10 protein-coding genes and 1 tRNA gene are annotated in these 14128 nt (G+C 61.6%); 4 read left to right on the top strand and 7 right to left on the bottom strand.

Annotated elements, in window-relative coordinates; genetic code table 11:
- Window positions 1-69 precede the first annotated feature (69 nt).
- Window positions 70-1239 (top strand): 3,4-dihydroxy-2-butanone-4-phosphate synthase, encoded by a 1170-nt coding sequence (gene ribB, locus OHL13_RS06420; RefSeq protein WP_263409306.1) that lies wholly within the window; start codon window positions 70-72, stop codon window positions 1237-1239.
- Here the strand turns inward: ribB and OHL13_RS06425 are convergent.
- Both OHL13_RS06425 and OHL13_RS06430 read right to left on the bottom strand, forming a co-directional pair.
- Window positions 1236-7076: a choice-of-anchor D domain-containing protein gene (locus OHL13_RS06425; RefSeq protein ID WP_263409307.1), complete on the bottom strand. Its 5841-nt coding sequence runs from the start codon at window positions 7074-7076 to the stop codon at window positions 1236-1238. The genes ribB and OHL13_RS06425 overlap by 4 nt on opposite strands.
- Before the next feature lie 138 nt (window positions 7077-7214).
- Window positions 7215-7868 (bottom strand): HAD family hydrolase, encoded by a 654-nt coding sequence (locus OHL13_RS06430; RefSeq protein WP_263409308.1) that lies wholly within the window; start codon window positions 7866-7868, stop codon window positions 7215-7217.
- 44 nt (window positions 7869-7912) lie between these two features.
- Between OHL13_RS06430 and OHL13_RS06435 the strand changes: the two genes are divergently transcribed.
- On the top strand, window positions 7913-9067 hold the full coding sequence (locus OHL13_RS06435; RefSeq protein WP_263409309.1) for a pyridoxal phosphate-dependent aminotransferase: 1155 nt from the start codon (window positions 7913-7915) through the stop codon (window positions 9065-9067).
- A gap of 66 nt (window positions 9068-9133) precedes the next feature.
- On the opposite strand, the gene OHL13_RS06440 is transcribed toward OHL13_RS06435, so the two are convergent.
- The 4 genes from OHL13_RS06440 to OHL13_RS06455 form a co-directional block, all read right to left on the bottom strand.
- Complete coding sequence (locus OHL13_RS06440) at window positions 9134-9769, bottom strand: MBL fold metallo-hydrolase (protein WP_263409310.1); 636 nt, start codon at window positions 9767-9769, stop codon at window positions 9134-9136.
- Complete coding sequence (locus tag OHL13_RS06445; protein ID WP_263409311.1) at window positions 9766-10725, bottom strand: glycoside hydrolase family 43 protein; 960 nt, start codon at window positions 10723-10725, stop codon at window positions 9766-9768. The genes OHL13_RS06440 and OHL13_RS06445 overlap by 4 nt, the downstream gene beginning before the upstream one ends.
- 76 nt (window positions 10726-10801) lie before the next feature.
- On the bottom strand, window positions 10802-11092 hold the full coding sequence (gene secG / locus OHL13_RS06450; RefSeq protein WP_263409312.1) for a preprotein translocase subunit SecG: 291 nt from the start codon (window positions 11090-11092) through the stop codon (window positions 10802-10804).
- Window positions 11093-11168: 76 nt separating this feature from the next.
- Window positions 11169-11253 (bottom strand) — tRNA-Leu (locus tag OHL13_RS06455).
- A gap of 92 nt (window positions 11254-11345) precedes the next feature.
- Here OHL13_RS06455 and OHL13_RS06460 point away from each other — a divergent pair.
- A complete protein-coding gene (locus tag OHL13_RS06460) occupies window positions 11346-12740 on the top strand; it encodes a hemolysin family protein (RefSeq protein WP_263409313.1) in 1395 nt (464 codons plus the stop codon).
- Window positions 12737-13669: an ABC transporter permease gene (locus tag OHL13_RS06465; protein ID WP_263409314.1), complete on the top strand. Its 933-nt coding sequence runs from the start codon at window positions 12737-12739 to the stop codon at window positions 13667-13669. The genes OHL13_RS06460 and OHL13_RS06465 overlap by 4 nt, the downstream gene beginning before the upstream one ends.
- Here OHL13_RS06465 and OHL13_RS06470 read toward each other — a convergent pair.
- Window positions 13666-14115, bottom strand: a complete 450-nt coding sequence (locus OHL13_RS06470; RefSeq protein ID WP_317889908.1) for a metallophosphoesterase family protein — start codon at window positions 14113-14115, stop codon at window positions 13666-13668. The two genes, OHL13_RS06465 and OHL13_RS06470, sit on opposite strands and share 4 nt — an antisense overlap.
- Between the last annotated feature and the right edge of the window lie 13 nt (window positions 14116-14128).

Raw genomic sequence — 14128 nt, forward strand, 5'->3', positions numbered from 1 at the left:
CTTTCCCTCCCTGACACCGTTTCCGCCGTTCATTTGCGACCGCTCTCCGCTATCCTGAATCAGAACGTTATGCCCGAGAGCCCATTCACCGACGTCGCGACCGCCATTGAGGAGATCAAGGCAGGCCGCATGGTTGTCGTCATCGACGACGAGGATCGCGAGAACGAAGGCGACCTTACACTGGCCGCCGAGCATGTCACGCCCGAAGCCATCAATTTCATGGCGATGTACGGCCGTGGCCTCATCTGCCTGACGTTGACTGAGGACCGCGCCGACTACCTGCGCCTGCTGCCCATGACGCGGCAGAACACCTCGCGTTTCGGTACCGCGTTTACTGAGAGCATTGAAGCCCGCGAAGGTGTCACCACCGGCATCTCCGCGCACGACCGTGCCCACACCATCAAGGTGGCGATCGACCCCGCTTCTACCGCGCAGGATCTCGCTCGTCCCGGCCACGTCTTCCCGCTGCGCGCCCGCAAGGGCGGCGTCCTGGTTCGCGCCGGGCAGACCGAGGCCTCCGTCGACCTGGCCCGTATGGCCGGTTGTATTCCCGCCGGTGTCATCTGCGAGATCATGAAGGATGACGGCACCATGGCCCGCGTTCCGGACCTGGTGGAGTTCTGCCGCACGCATGACATGAAAATGGTCACCGTGGCGGAGTTGATCCGCTACCGCCTGCGGCATGAACGCTCCATCCATCGCGTTGCCGAGACCGTACTTTCAACCAAACATGGCGAGTTCCAGATGATCGCCTACGAGAGCGAGACGGACCCGACCGAGTCGCACGTTGCCCTGGTGCTGGGCGACGTCAAGAAGCTGGATGAGCCGGTACTGGTGCGCGTTCACTCGCACAACCTGGTGGAAGATGTCTTTGGTGCGGTCATCCCGGACTGCTCGCACTCGGTTGAATACGCTCTGAAGCGCATTGCCGAAGCCGGTTCCGGCGCGCTGATCTACCTGCACAACGGCTCCCGCGGCTTTGGGATCGACGGCACCGTCAATCCTTCGCGCATTGTCACCCAGCGCGAACCGAATGCCGTACCCGGCCGTGACCCATTTGCAGAACGCCACCAGCGCACCCTGCGCCAGACCGGCCTTGGCGGACAGATCCTTTCCGACCTGGGCATCCACAAGATTCGCCTTCTGACCAACCGACCGACCCATGCACCCGCATTGCAGGGCTTCGGTGTGGAGATCGTCGAGCAGGTCCCGTTACAACCCTCGGTGACGCAGCGCTAACGTTGCGTCACTGTCAGGTTCAGTGTGACTGTCTGGCTCAACTGCACTCCCGTAGTGGAGGTGGCGGTCACCTGGTAGGAGTAGCTTCCCGCCGGTGTGTAGCGCAGGCTCGTATCAACCTTGGAACTGCCGCAACCCAGCGGAAACATCCCAAGCAACAGGCAGAGTGACAGTCCCGCGATACGGCGCCGTCCGCAGAACAGCAATCCCACTGGAAGCGCAAAGGCAAACCAGACAAGCCTGGAGCTTCTCACCTGTGCCGATGTCACGGAAGTGATGGTGTTGATCGTCACCATTGCAGTCTGTGCGGCTGTACCTGTGATGGAGACGCTGGAAGGTAGCAGCGAGCAACTGGCGTACTGTCCAGCCTGTACCGGCGTGCAGGTCAGGGCGACTCCGCCGGTGAATCCGTTCTGCGGTGTAACCGTTACCGTATAGCTGGCGGGCTTGCCGCTGACCACCGTCGCGGAGCCGCTGCTGACGCCACTGACCGAGAGCGTAAAGTTTCCCGCGACAACTCCCGTGCCACTCATCGGCAGGCTTAAGGGAAGACCAGGATCAGACCCCGTCAGCCGCAGGGAGGCCGTCTGTGTACCGATGGACGAAGGAGTGAACTGTACCGTCATCTGGCAGGTGTCGCCCGGGTACAGCGTGGACGCGCAGGGAGTAATCACCGCGAAGTCCGCGCTGCTGGAGGCCGCTACAAACGAGGTCACCGTACCTGTACCGGCGTTGGTCAGCACGATATTCTGGCGCGCGCTTGCTCCTACCGTGATCAGTCCAAAGGCAAGGCTGGATGGCGCAACCAGAAGACGCGACTGAATGCCGGTTCCAGTGAGGGATACCTGAAGTGGAAGCGTCGTTGCCGAGGTGGAAACATTGAGCGTCGCTGCACGTGTACCGGTCCGTGCCGGGGTGAAGCTGACCAGTGCCGTACAACTTGCACCCGCGGCTATTACGCTGCCCGGAGCCGGGCAACCGCCGCCAACGCTGTAGTCGGCCATGGTTGCGGTAATGCCATTCATCGTTACGGCTGCGCTGCCATTGTTCGTCACCTGCACCGGCAGGCTCGCGGTAGAACCGACATTCAACTGGCCAAAGTCCAGCGCCGCAGGAGAGATGCCGATCGAGGCCGGTGTCCCCATGGCAAACAGCGTCACGAACTCAAGGCTCGCAGTGGCGTCGGACTGAATCTCAAGCGCGGCAGGGATCGCTGCCGCGGTCTGCGGTGTGTAGGAGACATCGATGCGGCACCTGCCGCCGGGCAATAGAGCCGCCACGCAGCCATTGCTCACCGTGTACTCCTGCGGCGTGACCAATCCAGTGAAATGCACGATCTGCGTACCGGTGTTCGTCAGCGTAAGAGACTGCGCAGGAGAGATATCACCAACCTTCGTAGATGGAAAACTCAGCGATCCGGTGGAGAGTGCATAGGTCGCCAGAGGCGCTGCGTTCCCGGGAGAGGTAACCGCAACCGCCTGCGCCTGCCCTGAGAGATCGACCAGGTCCGGGCTGCTGAGCGCATCGCTCTCAATGGTCAGAGTGGCCTGGTCGAGCCGGTAGTTGATCGGCGACGTAAGAGAAACCTGATTCAACGGAGTATAGGTCACCGTAATGACGCAGGTGGCTGCGGGCGCAAGCGTCGCACCGCAAGTCGTGGTCGAGAGAAACGGCCAGTCGCTGCGGATGCGGCGGACATGCACCACAGATGTGCCGGTGTTGTTCACGGTCAACGTCTTTGCCAGCGATTGGCCTGAGGGAAGCTGTCCGAAGTCCAGCACACCTCCCGCTCCTGTGCCGGCGATCAACAAAGACCCTGAGCCGAGAGCATATCCCTCCACATAGCCCAGCGCATTGCGGGTCGCAGTGTTGTCCGAAGGCGTTGCCTCGACGAAGACTGTTCCCGTAATGTCCCCATTCGTCTGCGGCAAAAACAGAAGATCGAAGCCGCAGCTTGCCGCCGGAGCCAGACCATTGCATCCATTGTTCGCCAGGGAGAACTGCCGTGGAGGATTCACCGTCACGGTGTACGGCCTGGCTGTCAGGTTGTTCAGAGTGAAGTGCCGCTGCACACCCAGCTGGCCGATGGTGGCCGGGGGATAAAGCATCTCTCCTGGAGCGATCTGCAGCGCAGCGTCGTCGCTTGTGTACGCGCCATTCAAAGCGATGGTCAACGTTGTGGAAGGCACCAGAGCGGAGGCAAAGTTGACAGGCAGGGACAGCGTTGCGGCAGTCGTCGCACTGGACGCCGTAAAGCTGACGGAAAGCGTGCAGGTTGCTCCGGGGAGAAGCGCGCTGCAGGTTGAGGTCACAGTGAACTGCGACGAGCTGACCGTTGGCGCTCCAAAGGTAGCGGTCGCGCCTGAAGTATTGCGCAGCGTCACCACCTGTTGGGTCGCGGTGGTTCCGGCAACGTTCTCAAAAACCAGCGCATCAGGAGTCAGGGCAATGCCGGTCGCCTGCGCTCCAAAGCCGGTGAGCGTAGAGCTGGCGCTCCCAGCGCTTGTCATGATGACGAGCGCGCCGCTGCGCAGTCCCTCAGATGCCGGGCTGAAGTTCACCGCCACCAGGCAGCTTTCGCCATACGCCAGCGCGCCATTGCAGACTGCGCCGCCGGTTGGCGTTGCCGCGTTCAGGGCGAAGTTTCCACTGACCGAAGGGCTGCTGACGCTGATCGCACCATTGGCGGCACCGTCTCCCGCGTTCGTCAGGACAAAGGTCGCGGACTCACTGGTGCTGCCAACGCTCACCGGGCCGAAGTCCCGTGCGACCGGCGTCAGCACTGCGCCTGTCAGGGGAATTCCATTGCCAGCCAACGTGACGGTTTGGGTGCCTCCACCGGCCGTTGGGCTGGACAGAGACAGAGATCCGGAGCGGCTGCCCGTGGAGGCCGGCTGGAACTGTATGCCAACCCAGCAGTTCAAGCAGCTTCCACCGGTGTTCTGCTGAAACTGCGTCCGCGAGGGCGTTCCGTGACCGTAGCCGGTATCCTCCACCACGATAGCGGCAAAGTCACCAGTCGTAGCCGCCTGCAAGGTTGTGAGCGACTGCGCCATCTTGAACCACTGCACTGTTGGCTGGCCCACCGGCACGGAGCCGAACTCCAGTACGCCATTGTTGGCCGGCAGGACCGCGGTCGCTGTCCCGCTCAGCGTCACATAGGAGGGCGCAAAGTTACCCGCGGTGACCGAGAGCAGACCTGTGCGCACACCCGGCTGGGTGGGAGCAAAGCTCAGGCTCACAGAACAGCTTGCACCCCCGGCAAGGCTCGCACCGCAATCGGTCGTTGAACGGAAGTCGCCGCTCAGCGCCACCTGCAGCGCAAACGCGCTGGCACCCGTATTCGTCACGGTCACCTGTTGCGATCCTGAGGAGAGCGCCGTCACCACCACCGGGTCCGGAAAAGTGACCGCCGATGGCGTGAGCTGCAGGTCGGGATTCGCTATGGCTCCCGTAACCGAGGGCTGCGGCCGCGTCGTGCCCGTCACCAGGACCGAGAGAGCATTGTCGAGCGACAGGGTAACCGAGTCCGCCGAAGGTGAGACGGCAGCACTGTAGCGAATCTCCATCTGGCAAACGGTGCCCGGCAAAAGCTGCGTGGGACAGCGGTCCGTCAACTGGAACGGAGACCCCGAAGGGAGCGCTACTGGAAGATGCTGCTGCGTCGCCGTTGAACTGTTCGACAGGTACAGGTAGCGCGGCAACGTCAGTCCACCGACATACCGCATCCCGAAGTCGATCTGCGTCGAGGAGACCGCAAGCGCCGCCGCCTGCGAGTAGGCCGTCAGCAGGATCTCATTGCCGCCGATGCTCCACGCGTTCTGCGTCGCTCCGTCATTGCCGGAGTTGGCCGATGCCGTGAAGCGCAGCGTGATGCTGCAGGAACTTCCCGCTGCCAGCACCTTCGTCGCAGCCGAACCCTGCACCGGGCAGGTGCTTGCCTGTTCCGCAAACTGGTAGGGAGAGCTGCTGCTCACAATCTGCAGGGCAGAACTGGCCGTGATGGAACTGCCGCCGAGATTGCTAATCGTGAAGGTGCGGTCAACAGGGGACGCAGGCGTAACAATACCGAAGTCCAGTTCCCGCGTGGAGACGGCGATCGGGTTTCCGCTCAATGTATTGGCTGGCAGGGAAACACTCGCTGTATTGGCTGGCAGGGAAACACTCGCTGTTCCTGCATTGTTTGAACTCGCCGTGGCGCTGCCTGGGCCAGGGCCACTTAGCCAGACCGCGCAGCTCTCTCCTGCGGACAGCGTCGTTCCGCAGTTGCTGGCCAGCGTAAAGCCGGAGGCTGTGAGCACCAGCGCATTCGCATCCGCCGAGCCCAGGTTGCGCAGCGTCAGGTTCGGCAGGTTGTCCGCCGACCAGGCAAGCTGGGGCTGCGTGGCGGTCGTAGCAGCCATCAACACACCCGCCGACCCTGTGCATGCACTGCCGCCACAACTGACCGAGGGAGCCGCATCACGCACTGCAGAAGGCAGTCCTGTCCCAGGTGCATGGACGAGCGGCAGATCATAGCGTTGCGTACCGACCAGGCTACCGCTGGTTGCAGGAGAAAACACTCCGGCCACAAGCGCATTGCTCCCGGCATCCTGCGCAATCGCCGCGACGGTAACCGGAGCCTTCGCCAGGGTCACCGCGGTCGCCGGGAGCCCTCCAAGACGGAAGGTGCGATCGACACTGCCGTTGTTTGCCAGGTGAAACAGAAAACTCTGCCCCATCTCTCCCAGCGGGGGGAAGGGAAACAGCGGCACACTCAGCGTTCCCGCAGCCCATAGGCCGCCTCCGCCTTGCGTGGCGAAGGAACGATCTCCGGGCGCAAGTAGGGTGGACTGGCTCACACTGCTGCCGTCCAGCGGCATCTGGAGGACCGCCTGATAGTTGAGGTTCGCCATCGGAGCATTCACGGTCATCACCGGAAAACGCCCCGCATCCACTCCACCCGCTACCAGCAACGTGCTGCCGTTGACCTCCAGCGAGGTAAGCCCCGCTCCGGGTATAAAGGTCGAAAAGACAAAGCCATCTCCGGCTGGTGTCAGCTTCGAAAGAAAGCCGGAAGTGTTGGTCGTAGAGGCCAGCAGGATCTGCGGAACCAGGGCACTCACCGTGGGGTATCCAGTGGCCGAGGTACTGCCGCCGATGTATGCGTTGCCGGCACTGTCCGCGGCAATGGCAACCGGCACCGTGTTGCCGTTGGCTCCCGTCAGGTAGGTGGCATACACCAGTGTGCTGCCGTCGCTTGAAAGCCGTTCGGCAAACCCGTTCGTATTGCTGGCCGGGGCCGGCTGCTGCTGAATGCCATTGATGGTTACAGGCACGGTCTGCGCAAAGACGCTGCCCGTAACAAAGACCGCGTCCGGGGTCGCGGCAACGGCCGCCGCCGCCATGCGGCCTCCCCCCAGGAAGCTGACCCACTGCGTCACGAGTGAGCTGCTGAACTTTGCGACAAACGAGTTGGTCGAAGCATCCGCGCGTGTGGGGAAGGCGGCACCGGATGTGCCGCTCAGTGTCCCGGTACTGGTACCGGTCACATAAACATTGCCCGCCGGATCCAGCGCCATCCCCAGCCCGGCATCCCCCGCTCCGCCAATCTGCACCTGCGCCAGCACCTGCGAAGCCGCAGAGTCCAGCTTCAGCACACGCACGCCGTCTTTCTGATCCAGCAGCAGGTAGAGGTTGCCGGAGACATCCGTGCGAACGGCATTGAACTGCCCCTTGCCGGACTGCGTAAGCAGACCCGTCAACGTAAGCTGTTGCGCCGCCAGAAAGGCAGGCAGCGTCGCCAGAGAGAAAATCAGGAAGCCCCAGGCAAGCAGGGGGAAGAGCCGCTTCGTCATGTTGGTCGTTGGCTGCGGTGAATCTCGTTGTGCAGCCTGCCCCTATTACCACATGCGCTCAATGCGAACCTGAGCCGTGAATTGTGTGCCGGTGGATCGAAAGGCACTATAGCATTCCCGGAACGGGAATCGGTACGGTTACTTCACCGCCCCTACCGCCAGCAGATCGTCCAGACCTTCAGCCATCATCTGCTGTTCAAACGCCGCATGGTCTTTCAGGTCGTATTGGATTCCCCGCATGCCGACGGCTCGTGCAGCCTCAATGTTCTCCGCCTTATCGTCCAGGAAAAGAATAGCTTCCGGCGCACATCCCAGCCCCTCGGCCGCAATCCGGTAGATCGCGTGCTCGGGCTTGGCTAGGTTGTGCTCGTGTGAGTAGACGGCATAATCGAAACCGGCCATCCATTCAAACTTCGCGCGGAGTCCCTCCGCCATGGCATCGCCAATGTTGGAGAGGAGGCCGGTCTTCACGCCCGCCTCACGCAGTCGCAGAAGCCACTGCACCATGGGCTGATTCAATTGCGCCCACATGGCAACATCCGCATCGATCAACTGCTGGAGAGACGTCTCAGTCAGCGCGATCCTGTTGTCCGACGCGATCTGCCGCCAATACGGCACGGCATCCAGGTCGCCGCGATCATAGGCATGGCGGTACTGCCAGTAGCCTTCCTGGAAATTGATCTCATCCAGTCCGAGCACCTGCTTCATGCGCTCCCACTGCTCAAGGTCGGGGGTGCGGGAGAGAACCTGTCCATAGTCGAACAGCACGGCGCAAAGGGGTGTGTTAGCCATCCGCCACAGGGTATCAGGCCAGCCGCCGGGTACGATGAAAGTGCATGTTTTCCGAACGAACCTCGTGGGATCTGTCCGAGTCCGCCTATGCCGCAGCGCTGCGGCGAGCACGCGCTGAAGGCTCCATCGTGGCGGACCTGACACGCTCCAACCCCACTGAGTGCGGCTTTTCCTACGACGCGGAGACGATTCTGGGCGCGCTCTCCCAGCCCGGGGCCATGCGCTATGACCCGGATGCACGCGGTATTGCCTCAGCTCGGGCCGCTGCCTCTGGCTACTACGCCGGACATGGCATAACAGCAGACCCGGCAGACCTGATCCTGACCACCAGCACCAGCGAGGCCTACAGCTACCTGTTCCGCCTTCTCTGCGACCCCGGTGACGAGGTGCTGGTGCCGCAGCCCAGTTACCCGCTCTTTGACTTTCTTGCCGGCCTCGACAACGTACGCCTGCTGCCGTATCCGCTCTTCCACGATCACGGATGGCATATCGATCTGGCCGCACTTGAGACCAGCATCGGTCCGCGGACCCGGGCCGTGATGGTCGTGCATCCCAACAACCCGACCGGCCATTTCACGGGCGACCAGCAACGCCTCGCTCTGGAACAGATCTGCGCCCGGCATAGTCTGGCCCTCATCGTCGATGAGGTCTTTCTCGATTACCCGGTAGAGAAGCGGGGAGCGAGCTTTGCCAACGGCGAGCATCCTGCGCTGACCTTTGTTCTGAGCGGAATGAGCAAGATCGCCGGCCTGCCGCAGATGAAATCCGCCTGGCTGCTGGCTCTTGGCCCGAACGATCTCCGGCAGCAGGCGCTGGCAAGACTCGAGGTCATCGCCGACACCTTCCTCTCCATGAACGCTCCTACCCAGCACGCCCTGCCGGTATGGCTGCAACTGGCAGGGAAGCTTCAGACCCAGATAGCGGAACGTGTGCGTCATAACCTGTCGCAGCTCGATCAACATCTCGGCGCATTCCCCCAGCTCTCCCGGCTGCCGGTGGAGGCGGGCTGGGTTGCCGTTCTACGGCTTCCGGCTATCGAAGACGACACCGCACTGGCCGTCCGCCTTCTGCAACAGGCAGGCGTGCTGACCCACCCCGGCAGCTTCTACGGCTTTCCGCCAAAAGGATGGCTGGTGATCAGCCTGCTGCCATCCGCACAGGAATTCGAAGCCGGGATAGCCAGCCTGACGAGGATCTAGGCAGTTAACAGCAAACCGGGTGCCGGTAAAGCATAACTTTCAGTATTTCCGCCTATCTAACAGGTATTAGATATCTTGCATGAATGGATTTGATTCCAACTCAGCCCCGATAGTGGTACTTTCTCCATGTCCGGCGATGACTAACGTGTCTTCCGGCAGAGGCATCAGGGTGTTGTGAATCGACCGCAGAATGGCGCGGTGGTCGCCTCCGGGGAAGTCGGTCCGGCCAATCGAACCGGCAAACAGGGTGTCTCCGGCGATCAGCAGCTTTTCAGATGGAAGGTGCAGCACCAGGCTGCCAGGCGTGTGCCCCGGGGTATGCATCACCGTACCTTCAACGGAGCCGATGTGCAGCTTGGAACCGTCATAGGCATCCGCATCGGGTGCAGGAGCTTTTTCCGGCAAAGGCAGTTTGAGACCCACCCAGCTGGGCTGCTCAGCCAGCATGGCGGCCAGCGGCAGGTCCAGCTGGTTGTAGATCACCGGTGCACCGGTCAACTCCTTTAGAAGTCCGGCGGCGGCAATGTGGTCAAAGTGTGCGTGCGTAATCAGGATCTGCTTGAGCCTGAGGCCGTATTTCTCGAGGGTGCCCATGATCTTCGGAATGCTGCCACCGGGGTCCACCACCACGGCCTCACCCCCATCGCCCAGGATGGTGCAGTTGCAGCCCAGCGGTGGGACGGGAAAGGTTTCACGGATCATTGGGCGCCTTCCTGGTAAGCCTTAAGCCGATCCAGTTCCTTGCGGGTGATCTTCAGAAAGGAGCCGTGGCGCAACCCCTCGGGGAAGCTGATCATACCCTGTACATCGCGCCAGTGCTCCAGGTCGCGGGAAAAGACCGCGCCATAGTGCTGTCCTGGCGAACGGTAGTGGTCATAGTAGATAAGCCACCCACGGTCGAATGCGAAGCCAGCCGGACCTTCTGACCAGGTCTCGGTAAACGGCTCGCTGACCTCGGTCCACGGCCCCTCAAGGGAGGCACCGCTAGCCATCAGAATATGCTTCTGCAGGGGATCGGTACGCTCGTCCTTGAAAACCAGCCGGTAGCTGCCGCGTGCCTTGCTGCCGTCAGAGGGAATCAGGACGGCGTCGATGACGTTGTAACCGGGGTCAAAGAAGAGCTTGGCAGGAGTGAACCTCTTGAAATCGCGCGTCGTGGTGGAGTAGATGCGGTGGTTCAGGCCGTTCTTGTCGTCCTGCTCCTTCGGATAACGCCCGGGAATGGTGCTGGACCAGAAGAGCAGCCAGTGCCGCTTGCTCTCATTCCAATAGAGAGTGGGTGCCCACACATTCAGCGCATCGGGTTCATTGGCCATGACCTCGAGCTGGCGATGCGGTGCCCAATGCAGCAGATCTTTGGATTGCGAATAACCTGCGACCAGCGGCTTCCGCCAGCTCCATGTCCACACCATGCGGAAGCCACCATCCGGGTCGCGCTGCAGGAACGGATCACGCATCAACTCGCCCGCCTGCGTGGGACGCACGACGGGCTTGCCGCCATTGAGCAGGGACCAGTTCCAGCCATCTTCGCTGACCGCGTAATAAACGCCATCCTGGCCATTGTTTTTAAAGCCGGCAAAAAGCCACGGACCACTTTGCGCCAGGCAGGCGGAGGTAAACAGGAGGAGCAGGGCAGCAGCAAATCGAACAGGTGCCATGAAGAAATTGTCTCACTCCGCAAAAGCAAAACGGCGCAGACCCAAAGGTCTGCGCCGTTGCTGAAAAGGCTGGTTGTTACTTGCTTGCGGGGGCCGAAACTGGAGCTTTCTCACCCGAGAAGACCGAGGTGGAGCTCGAACGCGCCATCAGGACCGTGAGGCCGATGGAGGTGAGCATGAACAGGATGGCCGACCAGGTGGTGAAACGGGTCAGAAGGCTGGCCGCGCCGCGAGGTCCGAACGCGGTCTGAGAACCCTGTCCGCCAAAGGCGCCGGCAAGGTCAGCGCTTTTACCCTGCTGCAGCAGGACGACGCCGATCAGAAAGAGGCACACGATGATGTGAAGAACAACAAGTACGTAAATCATTGCTGCTTGGGAACCTCAGGTTGGGGCGGATTCTGTACCGGTCTTTACGACCTGTCCTGCCCGGAATGTATTGGATTGGTGCGGAGGAGGGGATTTGAACCCCTATGCCTTGCGGCGCTACCACCTCAAGGTAGTGCGTCTGCCAGTTTCGCCACCTCCGCTTGGGTACTGCTTTAAAGCGTGACGATCAATCCGAAGTTGAGTATAGCATCACCGGCGGTGCATCGGAGAAGCGATGCTATCCTCAGGCTGAATGGTGGAGTGGATACTTCTTCGCGGCGTCACGGTGGCGGTATTTATTCTGGCGAACAGCTTCTTTGTGGCCGCCGAATTCGCGTTGGTCAGCGTGCGCGAAACGCGGCTGCGGCAGTTGATCGCCATGGCTCGTCCAGGCGCTGAAACGGCGCTTGCGCTCAAGCGCTCGATTGATGACTTTCTTCCCGCGGTACAGCTGGGGGTCACTCTCGCCTCACTTGCTCTCGGCTGGATCGGCGAACCGGTCGTCGCCGAGTTTCTGTTGATGCTGCTGCACAAAGCAGAGTGGCTGCATGTCATCCCCGGCTTTGAGAAACATGTGCTCATCTACGCACATGGCGCGGCAATCGTGGTCGCCTTCGCCATCATCACCTACTTCGAAGTCCTGCTGGGCGAGCTTGTACCGAAGGCACTGGCACTGCAGCGCGCGGAGAGAATCGCGCTTGCGGTTGCTGGTCCGATGGATGTCTTCATGCGGCTGACGCGGCCCGCGGTCAATGTGATGAACAGCTCGGCTCGCGTCGTATTGAAGCTCTTCCGCGCTCCGCTCAGCGGGGAAGGCGCCGTCCACTCACCGGAAGAGCTGAAGATGATCGCCACCGGAGCTCGCCGCATGGGTCTGCTGCCGCCTATGCAGGAGCTTGTGATCCATCGCGCCATTGAGCTGAATCATGTTCTGGTGCGCGACATCATGACGCCACGCGGCAAGATTTTTTCTCTGCCCGCCGATATGCCGCTTGAAGCCGCCAGCGCCCGCATCATTGAAGAGCAACACTCCCGCATTCCAATCCACGATCCGAAGACCGGCAAAGAACACATCATCGGCGTGGTGTACTCCAAAGACGTTTCGCGCCTGATGCACTTCCGCAGCCGCATGCGGCCGTACGACGCAGGGGGTGAGATTCAACTGAAGCTCGGGCAGATCATGAAAGACGTACTGGTCGTTCCCGAGACCAAGCCAGTCGCCGACCTGATTGAAGAGCTGCAGCAGCGCAAACGCCAGATGGCCATCGTCGTCGACGAATTTGGAACCACGGTCGGCCTGGTCACCGTGGAAGATGCCCTGGAACAGCTTGTCGGGGAGCTGGACGATGAGTTTGACATAGCCAACCGCGCTGTCCTGGAGAGCGGCACCGGATGGATTCTGGATGGCAGCGTCAACCTGCGCGACCTGGAGACACAGATGCGCTGGAGCCTGCCTCGCGAAGAAGGCGAGCAGACCGTCGCCGGCTTCCTTCTGACGCAGCTTGGGCATATTCCGCATGTTGGCGAGTCGGTGGAGTTCGACGGCCGCCGCTTCACCGTGCTGGAAATGACCCGGCAGAAGATCAACCGCGTGGGCGTGGAACCGGTCGCTCCGCAAGACAGCAAAACAGAGGCAAAAGCTTCGTGAAGTTCGGCAACATTCTCAAGCGGCTGGCGATTACGCTGCCGGTACTGTGGCTTATCGTCACGGTTGTATTTCTGCTCATCCGGCTGGTACCGGGCGACCCCATCGTGCAGATGCTGGGCGAAGGCGCAACCGCTGCGGATATCTCCACGCTGCGCCATGCCTATGGCTTTGACCTTCCCATGCACACGCAGTACTGGGTCTTCCTGAAGGGAGTTGCGCACGGCGATCTTGGCCGCAGCGTGCGCCTGCGCGAGGGCGTGATGGCGCTGATCGGCCAGCGGTACCCCTACACATTGGAACTGACCCTGGCCGCCATGTTTCTCGGCATCCTGTTTTCGGTGCCTGCGGGTATCTGGTCGGCCTATCGCAATGGAACCCGGGTCGACCGCACCATCGGCATCGTCAGCCTCTTTGGCCTGTCCCTGCCGAACTTCGCGCTCGGCCCGGTGCTGATTCTTGTCTTTGCGATCTGGCTGGGCTGGCTTCCGGTCTCTGGCGCTGGTAGCGGATGGAGCCTGTTCACCCATCTCATTCTGCCGGCGGTGACGCTGGGCAGCGGTCTGGCGGCGACGCTGACACGCATGGTGCGAACCTCGGTGCTCGAAGAGCTGGGTAAGGACTACCTGCGGACTGATCGCGCCAAGGGGCTACCCGAACGGACCGTCGTCTGGCATGCCTTCCGCAACGCCCTGGTGCCCGTTCTGACGGTGATTGGTCTGCAGTTTGGCTCCTTGCTGGCGGGCGCCATCGTCACCGAAACCATCTTCAGCTGGCCAGGACTGGGACGGCTGACCATCTCCGCGATCTCCAACCGCGACTATCCGCTGGTGCAGGGATGCATCCTTGCGATCGGCGTCACGTACGTGGCGGTTAATCTGCTGACGGACGTGGCTTACCGGCTGGTGAATCCGCGGATGCGGTCGGCCTAAAGCAGCGGCACAAGCTGGTGCGTGATGCGGTCGCCCTCAATCTCAACCAGGGACACCGTTAGGGGCAGGTTGAAGCGGCGCGGACCGCAGGCTCCCGGATTCAGATAGAGCACGCCATCGCGCTCCTCCGCCGCAGGCTTGTGGGAGTGGCCATAGACCACGCAGTGAACTCCGGCCGACGTAGGCTTGATGTCGAGCTGTGCGATATCGTGCACCATGTAGAAAAATCGCCCCGCCAATTCCACCATCTCTGTCTCCGGCAGCAGGGCACAGGGGCCATGCGTATCCGTATTGCCGCGGATCGCCGTCACCGGAGCAATCGTCCGCAGGGCGTCCAGTACCTCAGGATTGCCTACATCGCCCGCGTGCAGAATATGTTCCACCCCATTCAGCGCGGGCAGCACCTCTGGCCGCAGTAATCCGTGCGTGTCGGACAGTACACCCACCCGGAAGGCCATC

Source organism: Terriglobus tenax, assembly GCF_025685395.1.
GTDB lineage: Bacteria > Acidobacteriota > Terriglobia > Terriglobales > Acidobacteriaceae > Terriglobus > Terriglobus tenax.

What these genes read in the sequence shown, in the direction of transcription:
- OHL13_RS06425 (WP_263409307.1), bottom strand. Translation starts at nt 7,076, where the DNA reads ATGACGAAGCGGCTCTTCCCCCTGCTTGCCTGGGGCTTCCTGATTTTC.
- OHL13_RS06445 (WP_263409311.1), bottom strand. Translation starts at nt 10,725, where the DNA reads ATGGCACCTGTTCGATTTGCTGCTGCCCTGCTCCTCCTGTTTACCTCC.
- secG (WP_263409312.1), bottom strand. Translation starts at nt 11,092, where the DNA reads ATGATTTACGTACTTGTTGTTCTTCACATCATCGTGTGCCTCTTTCTG.
- OHL13_RS06430 (WP_263409308.1), bottom strand. Translation starts at nt 7,868, where the DNA reads ATGGCTAACACACCCCTTTGCGCCGTGCTGTTCGACTATGGACAGGTT.
- OHL13_RS06460 (WP_263409313.1), top strand. Translation starts at nt 11,346, where the DNA reads ATGGTGGAGTGGATACTTCTTCGCGGCGTCACGGTGGCGGTATTTATT.
- OHL13_RS06440 (WP_263409310.1), bottom strand. Translation starts at nt 9,769, where the DNA reads ATGATCCGTGAAACCTTTCCCGTCCCACCGCTGGGCTGCAACTGCACC.
- OHL13_RS06435 (WP_263409309.1), top strand. Translation starts at nt 7,913, where the DNA reads ATGTTTTCCGAACGAACCTCGTGGGATCTGTCCGAGTCCGCCTATGCC.
- ribB (WP_263409306.1), top strand. Translation starts at nt 70, where the DNA reads ATGCCCGAGAGCCCATTCACCGACGTCGCGACCGCCATTGAGGAGATC.